Genomic DNA, 15,510 nt, shown 5'->3' with positions numbered 1-15,510 from the left:
ATCAACTGGAGCCACGACGATGCTGGCCACCCGCCGCTCTCTTCTCCTCGCCGCCGCCTGTCTCGCGCCGGCCCGCGCGCAGGCCTTCTTCTGGGAGTCCGAGCCGGTCCCGAAGGCGCCGGATCCCGTCGAGCGGGCCGCGAACCGCGACGCGTGGTTCATCGGCGAGATCCCGGATGAACCCTTCAACGTGCCGATGGTCGACCTGACCCTCGTTCCGGCGGAGTTCCGCAGGCAGATCGTGGATTACGACGGCCCCGAGCGCGCAGGGACGCTGGTCGTCGACACGCACGAGCGCTTCCTCTTCCTCGTCCGCGAGGACCGGACCGCGCTGCGCTACGGGATCGGGGTGGGCCGGGCCGGCTTCACGTGGTCGGGTATCGCGGTGGTCAAACGCAAGGCGAAATGGCCGGGCTGGCGCCCGACGCCGGCCATGCTGAAGCGGCGGCCCGACATCCCGCGCTACGTCGAGCCCGGCATCCACAACCCGCTCGGATGCCGCGCGCTCTACCTCTACCAGGGCGAGCGGGACACGCTGTACCGCATCCACGGCACCAACGAGCCCTGGACCGTCGGCGGCACCGATTCTTCGGGCTGCATCCGGCTCCTCAACGAGGACATCCACGACCTGTACGGCCGGGTTCCGCTCGGTACGACGGTCGTCGTGAAATCCTCGCAGCCCGAGGTGATGGTGCAGCGCGAGTGGGACGGCCCCTCCCGGGCCGACAACCAGGTGCTGCTCTTCCGCTAGCCCCCTCCGTACCCCCGACGACCCGGATCCCCGGCTGGACTGAGAACGATGTTCGAGACTGCGACCGCAACCCTGGACTGGCTCGGGGTGATCGTCTTCACGATCACCGGAGCCCTCGTGGCCTCCCGCAAGCAGATGGACTTCGTCGGCTTCGCGATGCTGGGCACCGCGACGGGGATCGGGGGCGGGACGCTCCGCGACCTGCTGCTCGGATCGCCCGTCTTCTGGACGCAGCGGCCCGCCTACCTCCTCGCGTGCCTGGTCGTCTCCTGCGCCGTGTTCTTCGTCGCCCACATCCCGCAATCCCGCTACCGCGCCCTGATCCGGCTCGATGCCCTCGGCCTCGCGCTCTTCGCGGTGGCCGGCGCCGAGAAGGCGATCCAGGCCGGAGCGAGCGGAGCCGTGGCCGTCGTCATGGGTGTGGTGACCGCGACCTTCGGGGGCGTCATCCGCGACCTCCTCGGAGGCGACAGTCCGGTGATCCTCAGCCGGGAGATCTATGCCTCGGCGGCGGGAGCCGGTGCGGTCGCCTACGTGTCGCTCGCCGCGCTCGGCGCGCCGCGGGAACTCGCGCTCGGCTCCGGCTTCCTCGTCGCCCTGCTCCTGCGGGCGGTCTCCCTCCGGCGGGGCTGGACGCTGCCGCGATATCGTCCCCGGAGCCGCCTTCCCTATAATTGAGGGGGCCGCTCCTTTCGCGCCGCGCTCGCGCGGCCCCGTCGGAGCTGAGCATCGTCGAAGGGGGCGTCCCGCGGTTCGGCTGAAGGAGGACCACGATGGTCATACGGGATGTTTGCGGCGCACCGGCCCGAGCCGTGCTCCTCGTGCTGTCGGCCCTCGTGGGCGCGGCGCCGGCCGCGGCCGAGCCGGTGAGTCTGCCCGGACCGACCGACGCGCAGCTCGCGACGTTGAGGGGGATCTACGAGGATCTCCATGCCCATCCCGAACTCTCCATGCAGGAGCGGCGCACGGCCGGCATCGCGGCGCGCTGGCTGAAGGATCTCGGGTTCGAGGTTACCGAGGGCGTGGGCGGAACGGGCGTCGTCGGGCTCCTGCGCAACGGCGACGGACCCACCGTCCTGTTGCGCGCGGACATGGACGCGCTGCCGATGAAGGAGAATACCGGCCTGCCCTATGCCAGCACCCGGACCGGGACCGACCCGGCCTCCGGCCGGGCATCGCCGGTCGCGCATTCCTGCGGCCACGACCTGCACGTGACCTGGCTGATGGGCGCGACACAGATCCTGGCGGCCCATCGCGACGGCTGGCGCGGGACCGTCATGGCCGTGTTCCAACCCGGCGAGGAGATCGGCGAGGGGGCCAAGGCCATGGTCGAGGACGGCTTGGTCCAGCGCTTCCCGAAGCCGGACGTGGTGCTGGGGCAGCACGTTCTGCCGTTTCCCGCCGGTCAGGTTCGCCTCAAGAGCGGCCCCGTTCTCTCCCGCAGTGACAGCCTCAAGGTGACGCTGTACGGACGCGGCGGACACGGCTCCGGGCCGGAATCGACCGTCGATCCCGTCGTCATGGCCGCCGCGACGGTGATGCGCCTCCAGACCATCGTCTCGCGGGAGGTCGCCATGACCGACGGGGCGGTCGTCACGGTCGGCGCGATGCAGGCCGGGACGAGCGCCAACATCATCCCGGATCAGGCCGAACTCCAGCTCAATATCCGCACCTTCGACGATCGCGTGCGCGATCGGGTGCTCGCGTCGGTCAAGCGCGTCGTCGACGGCGAGGCGGCGATCTCGGGAGCCCCGAAGCCGCCCCTCATCACCATGCTCGGACAATTCCCCCTGACGGTGAACGACGACGCGGCCACGCAGACGGTGAGCCAGGCCCTGAAGCGGCGCCTCGGGGCGGAGCGGGTGCAGCCCGCCGGCAATGCGGCGGCGAGCGAGGATTTCACCGTGCTCGCCCGCGCCTGGAGCGTGCCCTCGGTCTTCTGGTTCGTCGGCGGCACCGACCCGGCGCTCTACGCCGAGGCGGAGCGGGCCGGAACCCTCAACGCGCTTCCGTCGAACCATTCGCCGGAATTCGCTCCGGTCCTCGATCCGACCCTGCGCACCGGCGTGGAGACCATGCTGGCCGCCGCAGGCCCCTGGATCGCTCCCGGCGACCCCGGCCCAGGCGCGCGGTAGCGGCCGGTCGGCGCGGTTGGAGCAGCGCGGGTTGATCGGCGCGTCCGATCCTCAGCGCCTCCCGTCCTGGGCGGCGGGGGCCGGCTCCCGGCGCCGGAACCGGAACAGGTCGAAACCCGGCGCCTCGCCCTCCGGCTCGACGGCGACCGTCGCCGTGCGGCCGGAGACGAGCCGGACCTCGTCGGCGACGCTGTCGAGCTTGATCCGGACCGGGATGCGCTGGGCGAGGCGCACCCAGGCGAAGGTCGGGTTCACGCTGGCGAGCAGGTTGGACCCGGCCGTGCGCTCGCGGTCCTCGATCCCGCCCGCGAAGCTCTCGACGCGGCCCGTCAGCGTAGCGCTCTCGCCCATCAGCCGGATGCGGGCCCGGTCCCCGACATGGATGCGCGGCAGCTTGGTCTCCTCGAAATAGCCCTCGACCCGCAGCGTGTCGCTGTCGATGAGCGCCATCACGCCCCGGCCGGTGGTGACGTAGGCGCCGGGCCGCAATTCCATGTTGGTGATGCGGCCGTTGACCGAGGCCTTCACGGCGGAGCGTTCGAGGTTGAGCCTGGCCAGATCCCGGTCGGCGGTCGCCTGCCCGTAAGCGGCCTTGGCCTCCAGATCGGTCGCCCGGGCCGCCTCGACCCTCTGCTGCGACACGGCGGCGTCGCTGAGTTTCGCGTAGCGGGCGTAGTCGGCCGCCGCCTGCTCCATCGTCGCCTGCTTGCCGGCGACCATCGCCTCGGCCTGCCGCAGGGCGAGGGCGAAGCGATCGGGATCGATGCGGAACAGCACGTCGCCGCGCTTCACGATCTGATTGTCCTGGACCAGGACTTCGGTGACGAGGCCCGAGACGTCGGGGGCGACGGCGACGACGTCGGCGCGCACGCGCCCGTCCCGGGTCCACGGGGCTTCCATGTAGTAGTCCCACAGCGCCAGCCCCACGACCACGGCGACCGCCACCATCCCGAGCGTGACGAGGAGACGGAAGGCGAGGGCGAGGAACCGGGGCATGGGAGGGATCCGGACAGGGGAGAAGCGGGGCGAGCGGGGCTCGCCCGCTCACGAGGTGAGCGGTACTGCCACCGCGACGACCGCGCCGAGCAGGAGCACGTAGAGGGCGAGGTCGAAGAGCGGCCGGTGCCAGACGAGACGGTAGAGGCCGATTCCGGCCAAGACCCGCCGGAGCGGCACGCTGATGGCGAAGGCGATGAGCATCCAGGCCGCGAGGCTCGGGACGAAGACGCCGTAGAGATCGAATTCGCCCGTCATGCCGCGAGACCCGGTTCGGTGGCGGGGCGGCGCGCGCCGTAGGGGGGCGCCTCCGGGAACAGGCCGCGGCGGATGCCGACGAGACCCATCAGCGCCGCGCGCCCGGCGGCCTGCCGGGCGTCGGCCGAGACCGCGTCGAGCGCCCTGTCGAGGATGTCGAGGAGGGGATCGGGCCGACCGGACGAGCCGGGCGCTCCGCTCCCGAAATGGCGCGCGAGCGCGGCGAGAAGCGCCTCGACGGCGCCGCGCGCCGAGGCCGAGAGCCGATGCCGGTCACGGCGCAGTTCGACCACGTTGATGCCGACGCGCACCTCGGCGAGGAGGTCGGCGGTCCATTCCGCATCGTCCGGCGGCAGGGCGGCGAGGCGCGGCGCGATCAGCCCGACGCGGTCGAGCATAAGGGCCGCCAGTTCGAGGCCGTTCTGCGCGCCGCGCCGCTCCGCCGCCTCGGCGAGGCTGCGCCGGTTGACCGCGCGCAGGCGACGGGCCGACCAGCCGGCGCCGACCGAGCGGACGAGCCGCGTGACGACGGCCGCCGACCACATCCCGAGGATGACGGCGATCGCGGAATTGGTGAAGGCCGCGAACTCCCCGGTGTAGCTGCCCTGGAGGGCGATCATGGCCGAGCCGTTGACGGCGGCGCCCATCGCCAGGGGAGCCGTCTTCGGCTGCGCCATGAAGACCCCGCAGAGCAGAAGCCCGGGCGCGAGCGCCAGCGCCAGCATCTCGAAGGTGGTCGCGAGGGGCAGGACGGCGAACAGGTAGGCCCCCGCTCCGAGCGCCCCGAGAATCGCGGAATTGGCGAAGCTGACGATGAACGGCGCCGGGTCGTCCTGCGCCGCGAAGAAGCTGCATCCGACCGCCGCCATCATCGGGGCTCCGGCCCCGTCGGGCCAGCCGGTCGCGATCCAGATCGCGCAGGTGAGCACGATCGAGAGGAACACGCCGAGCCCGGACAGGAAGGCCATGCCGTGATCCCGGTGACGGATCGTGCGCGCGGCTGCGGTGTAGCGGAAGGCGAGGGTCTCCGTCAGGGGCGTCCCGTCGGCGACGTGGCGCTGCAGCAGGCGGGTGTCCTGGCGCAGGTCGATGAAGTCGCGCAGGCGCGCCAGGAGGCTTGCGAGCACGAGGTCGTTCCAGGACGGGCGCTCTCCGAACTCGGGCTCCAGCGCGCTCGCGCTCGCCTTGAGGCGCCGGGCCTGCGCCGGATCGGTCGTTCCCGTGCCGAGCCAGTCCGCCATGTCGTCGAGGAGGCCGCGCACGGGCTGCGGCAACGCGCCTGCCCGCTGCAGCGCCTCGATGCGGTCGGCGATCGCCGAGGCGATAGGCAGGAACATCAGCATGTGCTGGCGCAGCGTCGCCATGGCGTCGGCCGAGCGCTCGGCGCCGGTCATGTCGTAGCGCAGCGGCGTCGCCAGGGCATCGAACGCCACCGCCTCGGCGGCGAGCCGCAGGCGCTTGGCCTGACTGTCCTCGCCCGTGCGATTGCGGCCGAGAACCTCGATTACCCAGCCGCGCGCTCCGCTGAGCCACAGGTCGAGCCGGCTCGCGATCATGGGCGCCACCGATTGCGGCAGCACGACCGTGTTGACGAGGCTGGCGCAGAGGATCCCGAGGGTGATCTCCTCGGTGCGGGCCACCGCGGTGTCGAACATCGTGCCGGGCTCGGCCACGCTGGGAAACCCGATCAGGGCCGCTGTGTAGCCGCCGAGCATCATCAGGTAGCTGCGCGGCGTGCGGTCGAGCAACGAGACGTACAGGCAGAAGGCGACCCAGAGCGCGATCGCGACCGTCAGCAGTTCCGGCGCGCTGGCGAGGTTCGGCACGAGGACGACCGAGACGACGGCCCCGAGCAGGGTGCCGAGCACCCGGTAGAGCGCCTTCGAGCGGGTGGCACCGGCCAGGACCTGGCTCGTGATGTAGACGGTGCCCAGCGCCCAGTAGGGTTTGGGCAGGTCGATCCAGAACGCGAGGTACAGGGCCAGCATGCCGGCCCCGAAGGTCTTGAGCGAGAAGGCCCAGTCGCGCCAGCCTGGAACGGTCATCCCGCTCGCTCCCGACTGCCCGCGTCCGCCTCGGCTTCCGCGCCGCCACCGACATGACGCTGGAGGGCCCGGAACACCCGCAGGCCGGCCTCGAGGTCGGCGGCGCTGACGCCCGCGAAGGCGGTCTCACGGAGCCGGTCGAGATCGGCCTCGATCCGGGAGACGACGGTGTCACCGGCGGGCGTCAGGCTCAGAACCTTCGCGCGTCGGTCGCTCGGGTCCTCCCGGCGCTGGACGAGACCGGCCGCCTCCAACTGGTCGAGGAGGCGGACCAGCGACGGTCCCTCGATGCCCACCGCCTCCGCCAGGGCGTTCTGGCGCGGCTCGCCCCCCAGCCGCCCGATCAGAACCAGCGGCAGCGCCTTCGCTTCGGAGATGCCATGCGCCTCCGTCGCCGCATTGGCGAGGCGGCGCCACTGACGCCCGGACAGCAGAAGCGTGTGGGTGTAGGCCAGACGCAGGCCGCGTAACGTCTCGTCGGCCATCGACCCGTCCGCCTCGTCCCTGGACCATGGTGCCCAAGGCTTCAGAAATGTACGAGTAGGAAGCTATCAATTAGCTGATAATCATTCAAGTCCGTCCCGCGGCTTCCGCAGGGCGCCGTTCGCGTCCGATCGTGCCGCTCGGTCCCGCCGCAGCCGATGGTCGGGGAAGTGAGCGGTTTCGGGCGGATGGACAGGCCGATGAGCCGCACTGACCCTGCCGGGACCGCTCTCGCCGTCGGATCCGTGACGGTGCCCGCCAGCTCGCGAGAGTGCTGTTCGGCGGCGGCGATGATCAAAGTCAGATGTGTAGCCGGGCTCCGCCGGATGAATCGACCGGCCGCGTCCCCTCCGATCAAGTAAGAATCGCTCAGAAGCGTATGAGTTCATGCCTGTCGACGCGCCGAAGATGGCCGGGCAAATTCGTGTGCGACGCGATCGGGTTGGGCACGGCGGCGCCCGACCGGACAGGCTTCGATCGTCCGTCTGGAGACGTCGCGAAGCCCCGAATCCTATCCGTAGAAGTCCAGAGGAGACCATCGTGCCGACCTCGACACTGGAGCTCCCCGTGCCCGGGCCACGCAGTCACGAGAAATACGACCACCTGATCGCGACTGCCCGGGCGCTGCCGAAGCTGAAGGTCGCGGTCGCTCATCCCTGCGACGAGGCTGCCCTCGTCGCCGTGCTCGAAGCGGCGGAACTCGGGATCATCGAACCCATTCTGGTCGGGGCGCAGGCGAAGGTGGAGGCCGCCGCGGCGGCCCTCGGCGCCGACATCAGCTCGTTCCGCCTCTGCGAAGCCGCGCACAGCCACGAGGCGGCCGAGAGGGCGGTCGCGCTCACTCGCACCGGCGAGGCCGAGGCACTCATGAAGGGCAGCCTCCACACCGACGAGTTGATGGCCGCGGTGGTCCGCCGGGAGGGCGGCCTGCGCACCGCTCGCCGCCTCAGCCACTGCTACGTCATGGACGTACCCAGCCATCCGACGCCTCTGATCGTCACGGACGCCGCGGTCAACATCGCGCCCTCGCTCGACGAGAAGCGCGACATCACGCAGAACGCCATCGATCTCGCGCGCGCGCTCGGGGTCGAGACCGTGCGGGTCGCAATCCTGTCGGCGATGGAGACCGTCAACCCGAAATTGATCTCGACGCTCGACGCTGCCGCCCTCTGCAAGATGGCGGACCGGGGGCAGATCACCGGGGCGGTGCTCGACGGGCCCCTCGCCCTCGACAACGCCATCAATCTCGGTGCGGCACAGATCAAGAAGATCCACTCGCCCGTGGCAGGACGAGCCAACGTGCTCGTTGTTCCCGACCTCGTCGCGGGCAACATCCTGGCGAAGAGCCTGACTTTCCTGGCCGGCGCCGACGCGGCCGGGATCGTGCTCGGGGCGCGGGTTCCCATCATCCTGACCAGCCGGGCCGATGCGCGTTTGACCCGTCTCGCCTCCTGCGCGGTGGCCTCCCTGGTCGCCGTCGCCGAGCGGGCGCGGCGGGTTCTAGGTCTAGGCGATGACCTCCGTCCCCAGCGCCGGCTCATCGAGCCTCAAGGTCCGGGTCTTCGAAACCGGCGGGACCGAGGGGCCGCGCGGGCCGGGATCCTGGGCAGCGTGTCCTGGGCAGCGCGTCCTGGGCGAAGTCCGCTCTCGACGGGACTGCCGACATGTCGAGCGGTCCCCAGGGCTGCCGCACGGCTCCCGCCTTGCCGCCCGGATCATCCCTACGGACGAGGAACCGATGATCGCGCGCAGCGTGCGCGACGGACCGCGCCGGATCCAGCCTCAACCGACCTTACGAGCAATGGGAGCCCGAGATGGAAACGCTGAAAACGAAGCCGACAGCCGGGTACGAGCTCGGGGACGAAACCTTCATGTCCGCTGCCGAACTCGGAGATTACACGGCCAAGCTGAGAGGGCAGAAGACTCTGCAGGCGGGTGATCGTGAGGAAAAGGCGCGGGCCGAGCTGATCAAGACGCTGTCCGAAACGGTCGAACTCACCCCGAAGAAGGTGCACGAAATCACGCAGACCCTCCTGCACAAGCTCCGGATCGCCGCTGAGCAGGGCAACAACGAACTTCTCGTGATGCGTTTTCCGGACGTGATGTGCAGCGATCGTGGCCGGGCCATCAACAACTTCGAGAAGGACTGGCCCGAAACCCTGACCGGTCGACCGCGACAAGCCTTCGAGTTCTGGCGCGACCGTCTGCAACCTGCCGGCTACGGCCTGAAGGCGATGATCGTCGATTGGCCGGACGGCATGCCCGGCGACGCGGGCCTCTTCCTCACCTGGGAAACACGCCACGAGTGACCTGCGCGACGTTTGAGTCCGCGACCGACATCCCGCAACCGCGTCCGGTCGCGGCAAGCCGCAGAAGGCTCACCGATGAGACCAATCCTCGACGGCAACGCGCTCTCAGGCCAGCGTGCCCTCGTCCTCGGCGTCGCCGACGTGAACTCCATCGCCTACGGCTGCGCCCGGGCGTTCCGCCGGCTCGGGGCAGATGTCGCGCTGACCTACCTGAACGGAAAGACGCGGCCCTTCATCGAGCCGCTGGCGCGGGCGCTCGAGGCGCCCCTGTTCATGCCCTGCGACCTGCAACGGGACGGCGATCTCGAAGCCGTCTTCCGGCAGATCGCCGAGACCTGGGGCGGCCTCGACATCGTCCTGCACTCCATCGCCTTCGGGCCCAGGCAAGATCTGCGAGGCCGGCTCATCGACAGCTCGTCGGAGGGCTTCAAGGTGGCGATGGACGTCTCCTGCCACTCCTTCATCCGCACCGCTCGGCTCGCCGCGCCCCTGATGCCGACGGGAGGCACCCTCCTGACCATGAGCTACCATGGCGCCAACAGGGTGGTGCCGAACTACAACCTGATGGGTCCCGTGAAGGCGGCGCTGGAGAGCGCGGTCCGCTATCTCGCCTACGAGCTCGGACAGCAGGACATCCGCGTCCATGCGGTCTCGCCCGGCCCCCTGAAGACGCGCGCCGCCTCGGGTCTGAAGGATTTCGATCTGCTTCTGGCCGAGGCGATGCAGCGGGCCCCCATCGGCGAACTCGTCGACATCGACGATGTCGGTCTCACGGCCGCCTACATGACGACGCCCTACGCCGCCCACCTGACCGGGATGACCGTCTACGTGGACGGTGGCCTCAGCATCATGGCGTAAGCGCGCGCTCCAACCCGACACCCGCGAGGCCGCTGCGATCGCCGATCTCCCCGTGAACGGCCGCCCAGGGGCGCACGGGGCGAGCCTCGGCCTTTCATCCCGAGATCGTCAGCGCGGGGTCCGGCGGGCGCCGGGATCCGGCGTCAGTACAGCTCCGGCACGAAACGCCTGTCCCGGAGCCTGTCGTCGTAGGCGTCGTCCCGGCCGCGCTTCGGCAGGCTCACGGCCTCGCGCTTCACCGTCTTGTAGGGGATCAGGTGAAGCAGCTGGGCGATGCAGTTGAGCCGTGCCCGGCGCTTGTCGTCCGAGCGGACGATGTACCAGGGAGCCTCCTCCGTGTCGGTCGCCGCGAGCATGGCGTCGCGGGCCCGGGAGAAGTCGTACCAGCGACTGTAGGATTCGAGATCCATCGGGCTCAGTTTCCATTGCCGGAGAGGATCTTTGATCCGGGCCTCGAAGCGGCGCTTCTGCTCCGATTTGCCGACCTCCAGCCAGAATTTGATGAGCCGGATGCCGCCGCCGACGATGAAGCGCTCGATGCGCGGGCAGAGCTCAAGGAAGCGACGATACTCCCCCTTGCTGCAGAACCCCATCACGTGTTCGACGCCGGCACGGTTGTACCAGCTCCGGTCGAAGATCACGATCTCGCCGGCGGCCGGGAAGTGCGCGATGTAGCGCTGCAGGAACATCTGCGTCTTCTCGCGGTCCGAGGGCGCCGGCAGCGCGACGACGCGGAACACGCGCGGGCTGACCCGCTCGGTGATGGCCTTGATCGTACCGCCCTTTCCCGCCGCGTCCCGCCCCTCGAAGACGACGATGACGCGCTCGCCGGATTGCCGCACCGCCTCCTGCAGGTGGCAGAGCTCGACCTGGAGCTTGCGCAGCTCCCTCTCGTAGACCTTCCGCTTGAGCTTCGTGCTCCGCTCGTCCTCGTCCGCCTCGGGCTGTGCGTTCAGCATGGTCTGCTCGGTCTCATGCATCGCCCTGCTCCTGTCTCCGGCTCCTCACTCGGCCGGGACGTGTCCCGAAGTGGAGGCCGGCTCGCCGGCCGGCCTGGGCCGTTTCGCGCCCTTCCTCCCCACGAGGCCCCAGGCCCGCTCGCGCAGGTTCTGGAAGACCACGTAGAGGGGCGGGATCACGAAGATGCCGATGAAGGAGGCGGCGATCATGCCGCCGAAGACGGGAGTTCCCACGTCGCGCCGTGCGAGCTGCGAGGCGCCGGTGGCGATGACGAGCGGCAGCAGGCCGAGGATGAAGGCGAAGGAGGTCATCATGACGGGCCGGAAGCGCAGCCGGGCGCCCTCGGTCGCCGCCTCGCGCACGCCTACGCCCTGCTCGCGCTGCTCCTTGGCGAACTCGACGATCAGGATGCCGTTCTTGGCGGCAAGGCCGATCAGCACCACCATGCCGATCTGGGCGTAGAGATCGAGTGTCAGCCCGCCCCACACCATCGCCGCGTAGGCGCCGATAATGCCGACCGTGACCGAGAGCAGCACCGGCACGGGGATCGTCCAGCTCTCGTAGAGGCCGACGAGGAACAGGAACGCGAACAGGATCGCGAAGCCGAGGATGATGGCCGTCTTGCCCTCCGCTCGCTTCTCCTGGAAGGCCGTATCGGTCCACTCGCCCGCGAAGCCGGCCGGCATCGTGCGGGCGGCGACCGCCTCCATCGCGGCGAGCGCCTGGCCCGAGGAGACGCCGGGGGCGGGCGAGCCCTGGACGGTGACGGCGCGCAGGTTGTTGTAGCGGATCAGCGCAGGCGGGCCGACCACGACCCGGACCTCGGCGAGGCTGCGCAGCGGCACCATCTGGCCGTCCTTGTTGCGGACGTTGATGCGGTAGATGTCGTCGATCCTCGCCCGGTCCCCCGCCTCGGCCTGGACCTGCACCTGCCAGGTGCGCCCGAAGAGGTTGATGTCATTGACGTAGTAGCCGCCGAGCGAGGCCTGCAGCGCTTGAAAGACGTTGTTCAGGGGCACGCCGAGGATCTGGACCTTGTTGCGGTCGATATCGAGGTAGATGGACGGGTTCGTCGCCGAGAAGGTGCTGAAGACACGGTTGAGGCGCGGCTCCTCGTTGGCCGCCACGATGAGGCCGCGCAGCACCTGGGCGAGTTCCTTCGGGTCGCCGCCGCGCAGATCCTCCAGGACGTAGGTGAAACCGCCGCCGGTGCCGAGGCCGATGATGGGCGGCGGCGCCAGCGGCACCACCGTTCCGCCCTCGATCTCCCGGAAGCGCTGGCCGAGGCGCGCGATGATCGCGCCCGCGCTCTGGGCCGGGTCCTTGCGCTCCTCGAACGACTTGAGCGTGACGACTTGGAAGGCGGCGTTCCCTTGCGAATAGTTGTCGATGAAGTTGAGCCCGATCACCGAGGTGATGTCGGCCACGGCCTGCTCCTCGCGCAGGATGGCCTCGGCTCGGCTCACGAGCTCGGACGTCCGACCGACCGAGGCGCCTTCGGGGAGCTGCACCACGACGAAGAAGGCGCCCTGGTCGTCCTCCGGCAGGAACCCGGTCGGGGTGATCTTGGCGAGCTGCACGGTGCCATAGGCCGCCGCGCCCACCAGCACGAGGCCGAGGACGGAGAGGCGCACGATGCGCGCCACGGCGGCGCCGTAGCCGTCGCGGACCCGGTCGATCGCCCGCATGACGAAGCCCATGATGCCCCGGCGCGGGCCGTGATGCGGGCGCAGCAGCACGCCGCACAAGGCCGGCGACAGCGTGAGCGCGTTGACGGCCGAGAGCAGCATCGAGACCGAGACCGCGACCGCGAATTGCCGGAAGAGCTCGCCCGAAATGCCGGGTATGAAGGCCACGGGGACGAAAACGGAGAGGAGGACCAGCGTGATCCCGATGATCGGTGCCGTGATCTCGGCCATGGCCCGCTTCGTCGCCTCGCGCGGCGACAGCTCCGGGTGCTCCTCCATGACGCGCTCGACGTTCTCGACCACCACGATGGCGTCATCGACGACGATGCCGATGGCGAGCACCAGGGCGAGGAGCGAGACCGAGTTTGCCGAATAGCCGACCGCCTTCAGCACGATGAAGGTGCCGATCAGGCTGACGGGCACAGCCAGGATCGGGATCAGTGTGGCGCGCACGCTGCCAAGGAACAGGAACACCACGATCACGACGAGCACGAAGGCCTCGATGAGTGTCTTCTGCACCTCGTGCACCGTCTCGGTGATGAAGGTCGTCGGATCGTAGGTGACCTTCCAGGCCAATCCCTCGGGGAAGGTCTTGGCCAACTCGCCCACGCGCCGCTCCACCTCCTTCAGGGTCGTGAGGGCGTTCGCGCCGGGCGATTGGTAGATCGCGATCACGGTTGCCGGGCTGCCGTTCAACCGCGTCTCGCGGTCGAGATTGGCCGCGCCGAGCTCGATCCGGGCGACGTCGCCGAGCCGCAGCACCGACCCGTCCGGGTTGGTGCGCAGGACGATGTTCCGGAACTGGTCGGCCGATGTGAGGCGCCCCTGCGTCTGGATGCTGAGCTGCAGTTGCTGCTCGTCCGAGATCGGCCGGGCGCCGATCCGCCCGACCGGCGCCTGGACATTCTGGGCCTGGATCGCCGCTATGACGTCGCCCGTGGTCAGGTTCAGGCCGGTGAGCTGGTCCGTACGCACCCAGGCCCGCATCGCATAGTCCTGCGGCCCCCAGAGCGTCGCGTCGCCGACGCCGGGCGTGCTCTTGATGCGATCGAGCAGGTTGATCGTGACGTAATTCGAGATGAAGAGCGGGTCCTGAGTCGCCTTCGGCGAGTAGACGGCGAGGACGCCGAGCAAGGCCGAAGACTTCTTCTTGACGGTGACGCCTTGCTTCCGGACGTCCTCGGGCAGCTTGGCAAGGGCGATCTGGACCCGGTTGTTGACGTTGACCGCATTGATGTCGGGATCGGTGCCGAGTTCGAACGACCCTGTGAGCGTATAGCTGCCGTCGTTGCCGCTGACGCTCTTCATGTAGATCATCTTGTCGACGCCCACGACCTGGGACTCGATCGGCTGCGCGACGGTCGATTCCACCACGTCCGCGGCGGCTCCCGGATAGGTCGTGGTCACCGAGACCTGCGGGGGCACGATGTCCGGATACTGCGCGACCGGAATGGTCAGAAGCGCCAGCGCGCCGGCGATCGATGTTACGATCGCGATGACCAGCGCGAGGCGCGGCCGGTCGACGAAGATGGCGGAGAGCATGGGCTCACGTCCTGCTGGCTGACGGGCCGACCGGACTCGCGCGCACGGCCACGCCGGGCCGAACCCGCTGCAGCCCATCAACGATGATGAGTTCGCCGCCCGACAGACCCTCTTCGATGACGGTGTTCGGCCCGGTGCCGCCCTGGCCGGGCTTGACCCGCTTCGTCACCGCCCGTCCGTCTTCGACGGCGAAGACGTAGACACCGCCCTGATCGGCGATCAGCGCCGCCTGCGGTATGACGACCTTCTGCTCGGGCGCCTGGATCTGCAGGGCGACACGGACCAGTTGCCCGTCTCGCAGTACGCCCGAGGGATTGGGCATGACAGCGCGCACCAGGATCGTATCGGTCGTGCGGTCGACGCTGATGTTGACGAAGTCGAGGCGGCCCGCCTGGCCGTAATCGGACCCGTCCTGGAAGCGGATCTTCACCCCGATCTTGCCGGGGTCCGGCCGGTTGCCGCGCTCTTGGAAGCGCAGAAACTCGCGCTGGCTCACGGGGAAGATGACGTACATCGGGTCTTGGCTGACGATGGAGGTCAGGACCCCGCTGTCGGGACCGACGACATTCCCCTTGGTCACGCTCGTGCGGCCGATCTTGCCGGCGATGGGTGCGAGGATGTGGGTGTAGCCGAGATTGATCCGGGCGGTCTGGAGGTTGGCCTCGTCGCCCGTGACCGCGCCCTTCGCCTGATCGAGGGCGGCGCGGGCCTGATCGCGGGCGACGACCGTGCCGGAATTGCGATCGAGCAGCTCCTGGGCCCGTTGCAGCTGAATCGCTGCCAGCGCCTGCGCGGCCCTGCTGCGCTCCAGTGCACCCTCGGACTGCTTGACGGCGGCGTCGAACAGGTCCGGCTCGATACGATAGAGCTTCGCCCCCTCCTTGACCGGCTCGCCTTCCTTGAACAGGACGTCTTCGAGGAAGCCGGTCACCCGCGCTCTCACCTCGACGCGGCCGACCGCCTCGACGCGACCGACGAAATCGAGTGCCTGATCGATGGGCCGGCGCTGGGCGACGACGGTTCCGACCTGCAACGCAGCGGCGGGATCCGGCTGCGCCGTGGTAGGAAGAGCGAGCCCGCCGACAATCCCCAGAACGCACAGGAGAAGAAGAAAGCGGGCCATGGTCGTCCCTTGCCTCGCGCCGGACCCGATGAATCCGGCACTGCCTGTATTTTTGCAGCTTTCACGCCGGCCGCTTGATCGAACGGGACGTCACCGGAGCGCCGGTCCGGGAGCGAGGCGCGTGACGATCGCGCTGAGAGCCGTGGGCCAGGACGCGTAAGACCCAGGATGCATAAGCAGACCGATTCATCGAAAATATCGGGATGCCTTATGGCCTTGGTGCGCGGCGGCAGGAGCGGCAGGCATGAAGCGAGGCGCCTGCCGGCAGAGGCGAACAGGTCGTTCGGGAGGCGCAATGGGAGCCCCTTGCGCCGATCCTTTCAAGCAGAGGGGACCCTCGATGCGGCTCGTCGAGACGAGCC

General features: G+C 69.4%; 12 protein-coding genes and 1 pseudogene. 6 read left to right on the top strand and 7 right to left on the bottom strand.

Going from position 1 to position 15,510, the window contains the following annotated elements; all coding sequences use genetic code 11:
- The first annotated feature begins 19 nt into the window (after positions 1-19).
- The 3 genes from HNR01_RS21255 (at position 20) to HNR01_RS21245 (ending at position 2,886) form a co-directional block, all read left to right on the top strand.
- Entirely contained in the window at positions 20-751 is a 732-nt protein-coding gene (locus HNR01_RS21255) for a L,D-transpeptidase (RefSeq protein WP_183669612.1), read from the top strand.
- Between the two features lie 48 nt (positions 752-799).
- Entirely contained in the window at positions 800-1,429 is a 630-nt protein-coding gene (locus HNR01_RS21250; RefSeq protein ID WP_017487056.1) for a trimeric intracellular cation channel family protein, read from the top strand.
- Positions 1,430-1,524: 95 nt separating this feature from the next.
- Positions 1,525-2,886, top strand: a complete 1,362-nt coding sequence (locus HNR01_RS21245) for an amidohydrolase (RefSeq protein ID WP_210313488.1) — start codon at positions 1,525-1,527, stop codon at positions 2,884-2,886.
- 51 nt (positions 2,887-2,937) lie between these two features.
- Here the strand turns inward: HNR01_RS21245 and HNR01_RS21240 are convergent, their stop codons facing one another.
- The 4 genes from HNR01_RS21240 to HNR01_RS21225 are packed head-to-tail and all read right to left on the bottom strand — an operon-like array spanning position 2,938 to position 6,670.
- Positions 2,938-3,882 (bottom strand): efflux RND transporter periplasmic adaptor subunit, encoded by a 945-nt coding sequence (locus HNR01_RS21240; RefSeq protein ID WP_183669611.1) that lies wholly within the window; start codon positions 3,880-3,882, stop codon positions 2,938-2,940.
- 48 nt (positions 3,883-3,930) lie between these two features.
- Complete coding sequence (locus HNR01_RS21235) at positions 3,931-4,140, bottom strand: DUF1656 domain-containing protein (protein WP_183669610.1); 210 nt, start codon at positions 4,138-4,140, stop codon at positions 3,931-3,933.
- Positions 4,137-6,185 carry an FUSC family protein gene (locus HNR01_RS21230; RefSeq protein ID WP_183669609.1) on the bottom strand — a complete coding sequence of 683 codons (2,049 nt, stop codon included), beginning with the start codon at positions 6,183-6,185 and terminating at the stop codon, positions 4,137-4,139. The genes HNR01_RS21235 and HNR01_RS21230 overlap by 4 nt, the downstream gene beginning before the upstream one ends.
- Positions 6,182-6,670 carry a MarR family winged helix-turn-helix transcriptional regulator gene (locus HNR01_RS21225; protein WP_153876347.1) on the bottom strand — a complete coding sequence of 163 codons (489 nt, stop codon included), beginning with the start codon at positions 6,668-6,670 and terminating at the stop codon, positions 6,182-6,184. The genes HNR01_RS21230 and HNR01_RS21225 overlap by 4 nt, the downstream gene beginning before the upstream one ends.
- A gap of 538 nt (positions 6,671-7,208) precedes the next feature.
- Between HNR01_RS21225 and HNR01_RS21220 the strand changes: the two are divergent.
- The 3 genes and pseudogenes from HNR01_RS21220 to fabI all read left to right on the top strand — a co-directional run.
- Positions 7,209-8,171, top strand: a pseudogene (locus HNR01_RS21220) (phosphate acetyltransferase); the annotation flags it as partial.
- 311 nt (positions 8,172-8,482) lie between these two features.
- The gene (locus HNR01_RS21215) at positions 8,483-8,977 is read left to right on the top strand and encodes a hypothetical protein (protein ID WP_017487049.1); all 495 of its coding nucleotides are present in this window, start codon (positions 8,483-8,485) and stop codon (positions 8,975-8,977) included.
- Positions 8,978-9,052: 75 nt separating this feature from the next.
- Positions 9,053-9,835 (top strand): enoyl-ACP reductase FabI, encoded by a 783-nt coding sequence (fabI, locus tag HNR01_RS21210; RefSeq protein WP_183669608.1) that lies wholly within the window; start codon positions 9,053-9,055, stop codon positions 9,833-9,835.
- 143 nt (positions 9,836-9,978) lie between these two features.
- Here fabI and ppk2 read toward each other — a convergent pair whose 3' ends face one another.
- From ppk2 to HNR01_RS21195, 3 genes are read right to left on the bottom strand one after another with little or no spacing between them, the layout of a single operon-like run.
- Complete coding sequence (ppk2, locus tag HNR01_RS21205) at positions 9,979-10,815, bottom strand: polyphosphate kinase 2 (protein ID WP_017487047.1); 837 nt, start codon at positions 10,813-10,815, stop codon at positions 9,979-9,981.
- Between the two features lie 24 nt (positions 10,816-10,839).
- Positions 10,840-14,025, bottom strand: coding sequence for an efflux RND transporter permease subunit (locus HNR01_RS21200; protein ID WP_183669606.1), 3,186 nt, complete (start codon positions 14,023-14,025; stop codon positions 10,840-10,842).
- A 4-nt stretch (positions 14,026-14,029) separates the two neighbouring features.
- Complete coding sequence (locus HNR01_RS21195) at positions 14,030-15,148, bottom strand: efflux RND transporter periplasmic adaptor subunit (protein ID WP_026105919.1); 1,119 nt, start codon at positions 15,146-15,148, stop codon at positions 14,030-14,032.
- Between the last annotated feature and the right edge of the window lie 362 nt (positions 15,149-15,510).

This window comes from Methylorubrum rhodesianum (assembly GCF_014199985.1).
GTDB lineage: Bacteria > Pseudomonadota > Alphaproteobacteria > Rhizobiales > Beijerinckiaceae > Methylobacterium > Methylobacterium rhodesianum.
This window is presented reverse-complemented; position numbering and strand designations above follow the sequence as displayed.

Coding starts and splice junctions, on each gene's coding strand:
- HNR01_RS21225 (WP_153876347.1), bottom strand. CDS start 6,670: ATGGCCGACGAGACGTTACGCGGCCTGCGTCTGGCCTACACCCACACG.
- fabI (WP_183669608.1), top strand. CDS start 9,053: ATGAGACCAATCCTCGACGGCAACGCGCTCTCAGGCCAGCGTGCCCTC.
- HNR01_RS21250 (WP_017487056.1), top strand. CDS start 800: ATGTTCGAGACTGCGACCGCAACCCTGGACTGGCTCGGGGTGATCGTC.
- HNR01_RS21230 (WP_183669609.1), bottom strand. CDS start 6,185: ATGACCGTTCCAGGCTGGCGCGACTGGGCCTTCTCGCTCAAGACCTTC.
- HNR01_RS21255 (WP_183669612.1), top strand. CDS start 20: ATGCTGGCCACCCGCCGCTCTCTTCTCCTCGCCGCCGCCTGTCTCGCG.
- HNR01_RS21235 (WP_183669610.1), bottom strand. CDS start 4,140: ATGACGGGCGAATTCGATCTCTACGGCGTCTTCGTCCCGAGCCTCGCG.
- HNR01_RS21215 (WP_017487049.1), top strand. CDS start 8,483: ATGGAAACGCTGAAAACGAAGCCGACAGCCGGGTACGAGCTCGGGGAC.
- HNR01_RS21240 (WP_183669611.1), bottom strand. CDS start 3,882: ATGCCCCGGTTCCTCGCCCTCGCCTTCCGTCTCCTCGTCACGCTCGGG.
- HNR01_RS21245 (WP_210313488.1), top strand. CDS start 1,525: ATGGTCATACGGGATGTTTGCGGCGCACCGGCCCGAGCCGTGCTCCTC.
- HNR01_RS21200 (WP_183669606.1), bottom strand. CDS start 14,025: ATGCTCTCCGCCATCTTCGTCGACCGGCCGCGCCTCGCGCTGGTCATC.
- ppk2 (WP_017487047.1), bottom strand. CDS start 10,815: ATGCATGAGACCGAGCAGACCATGCTGAACGCACAGCCCGAGGCGGAC.
- HNR01_RS21195 (WP_026105919.1), bottom strand. CDS start 15,148: ATGGCCCGCTTTCTTCTTCTCCTGTGCGTTCTGGGGATTGTCGGCGGG.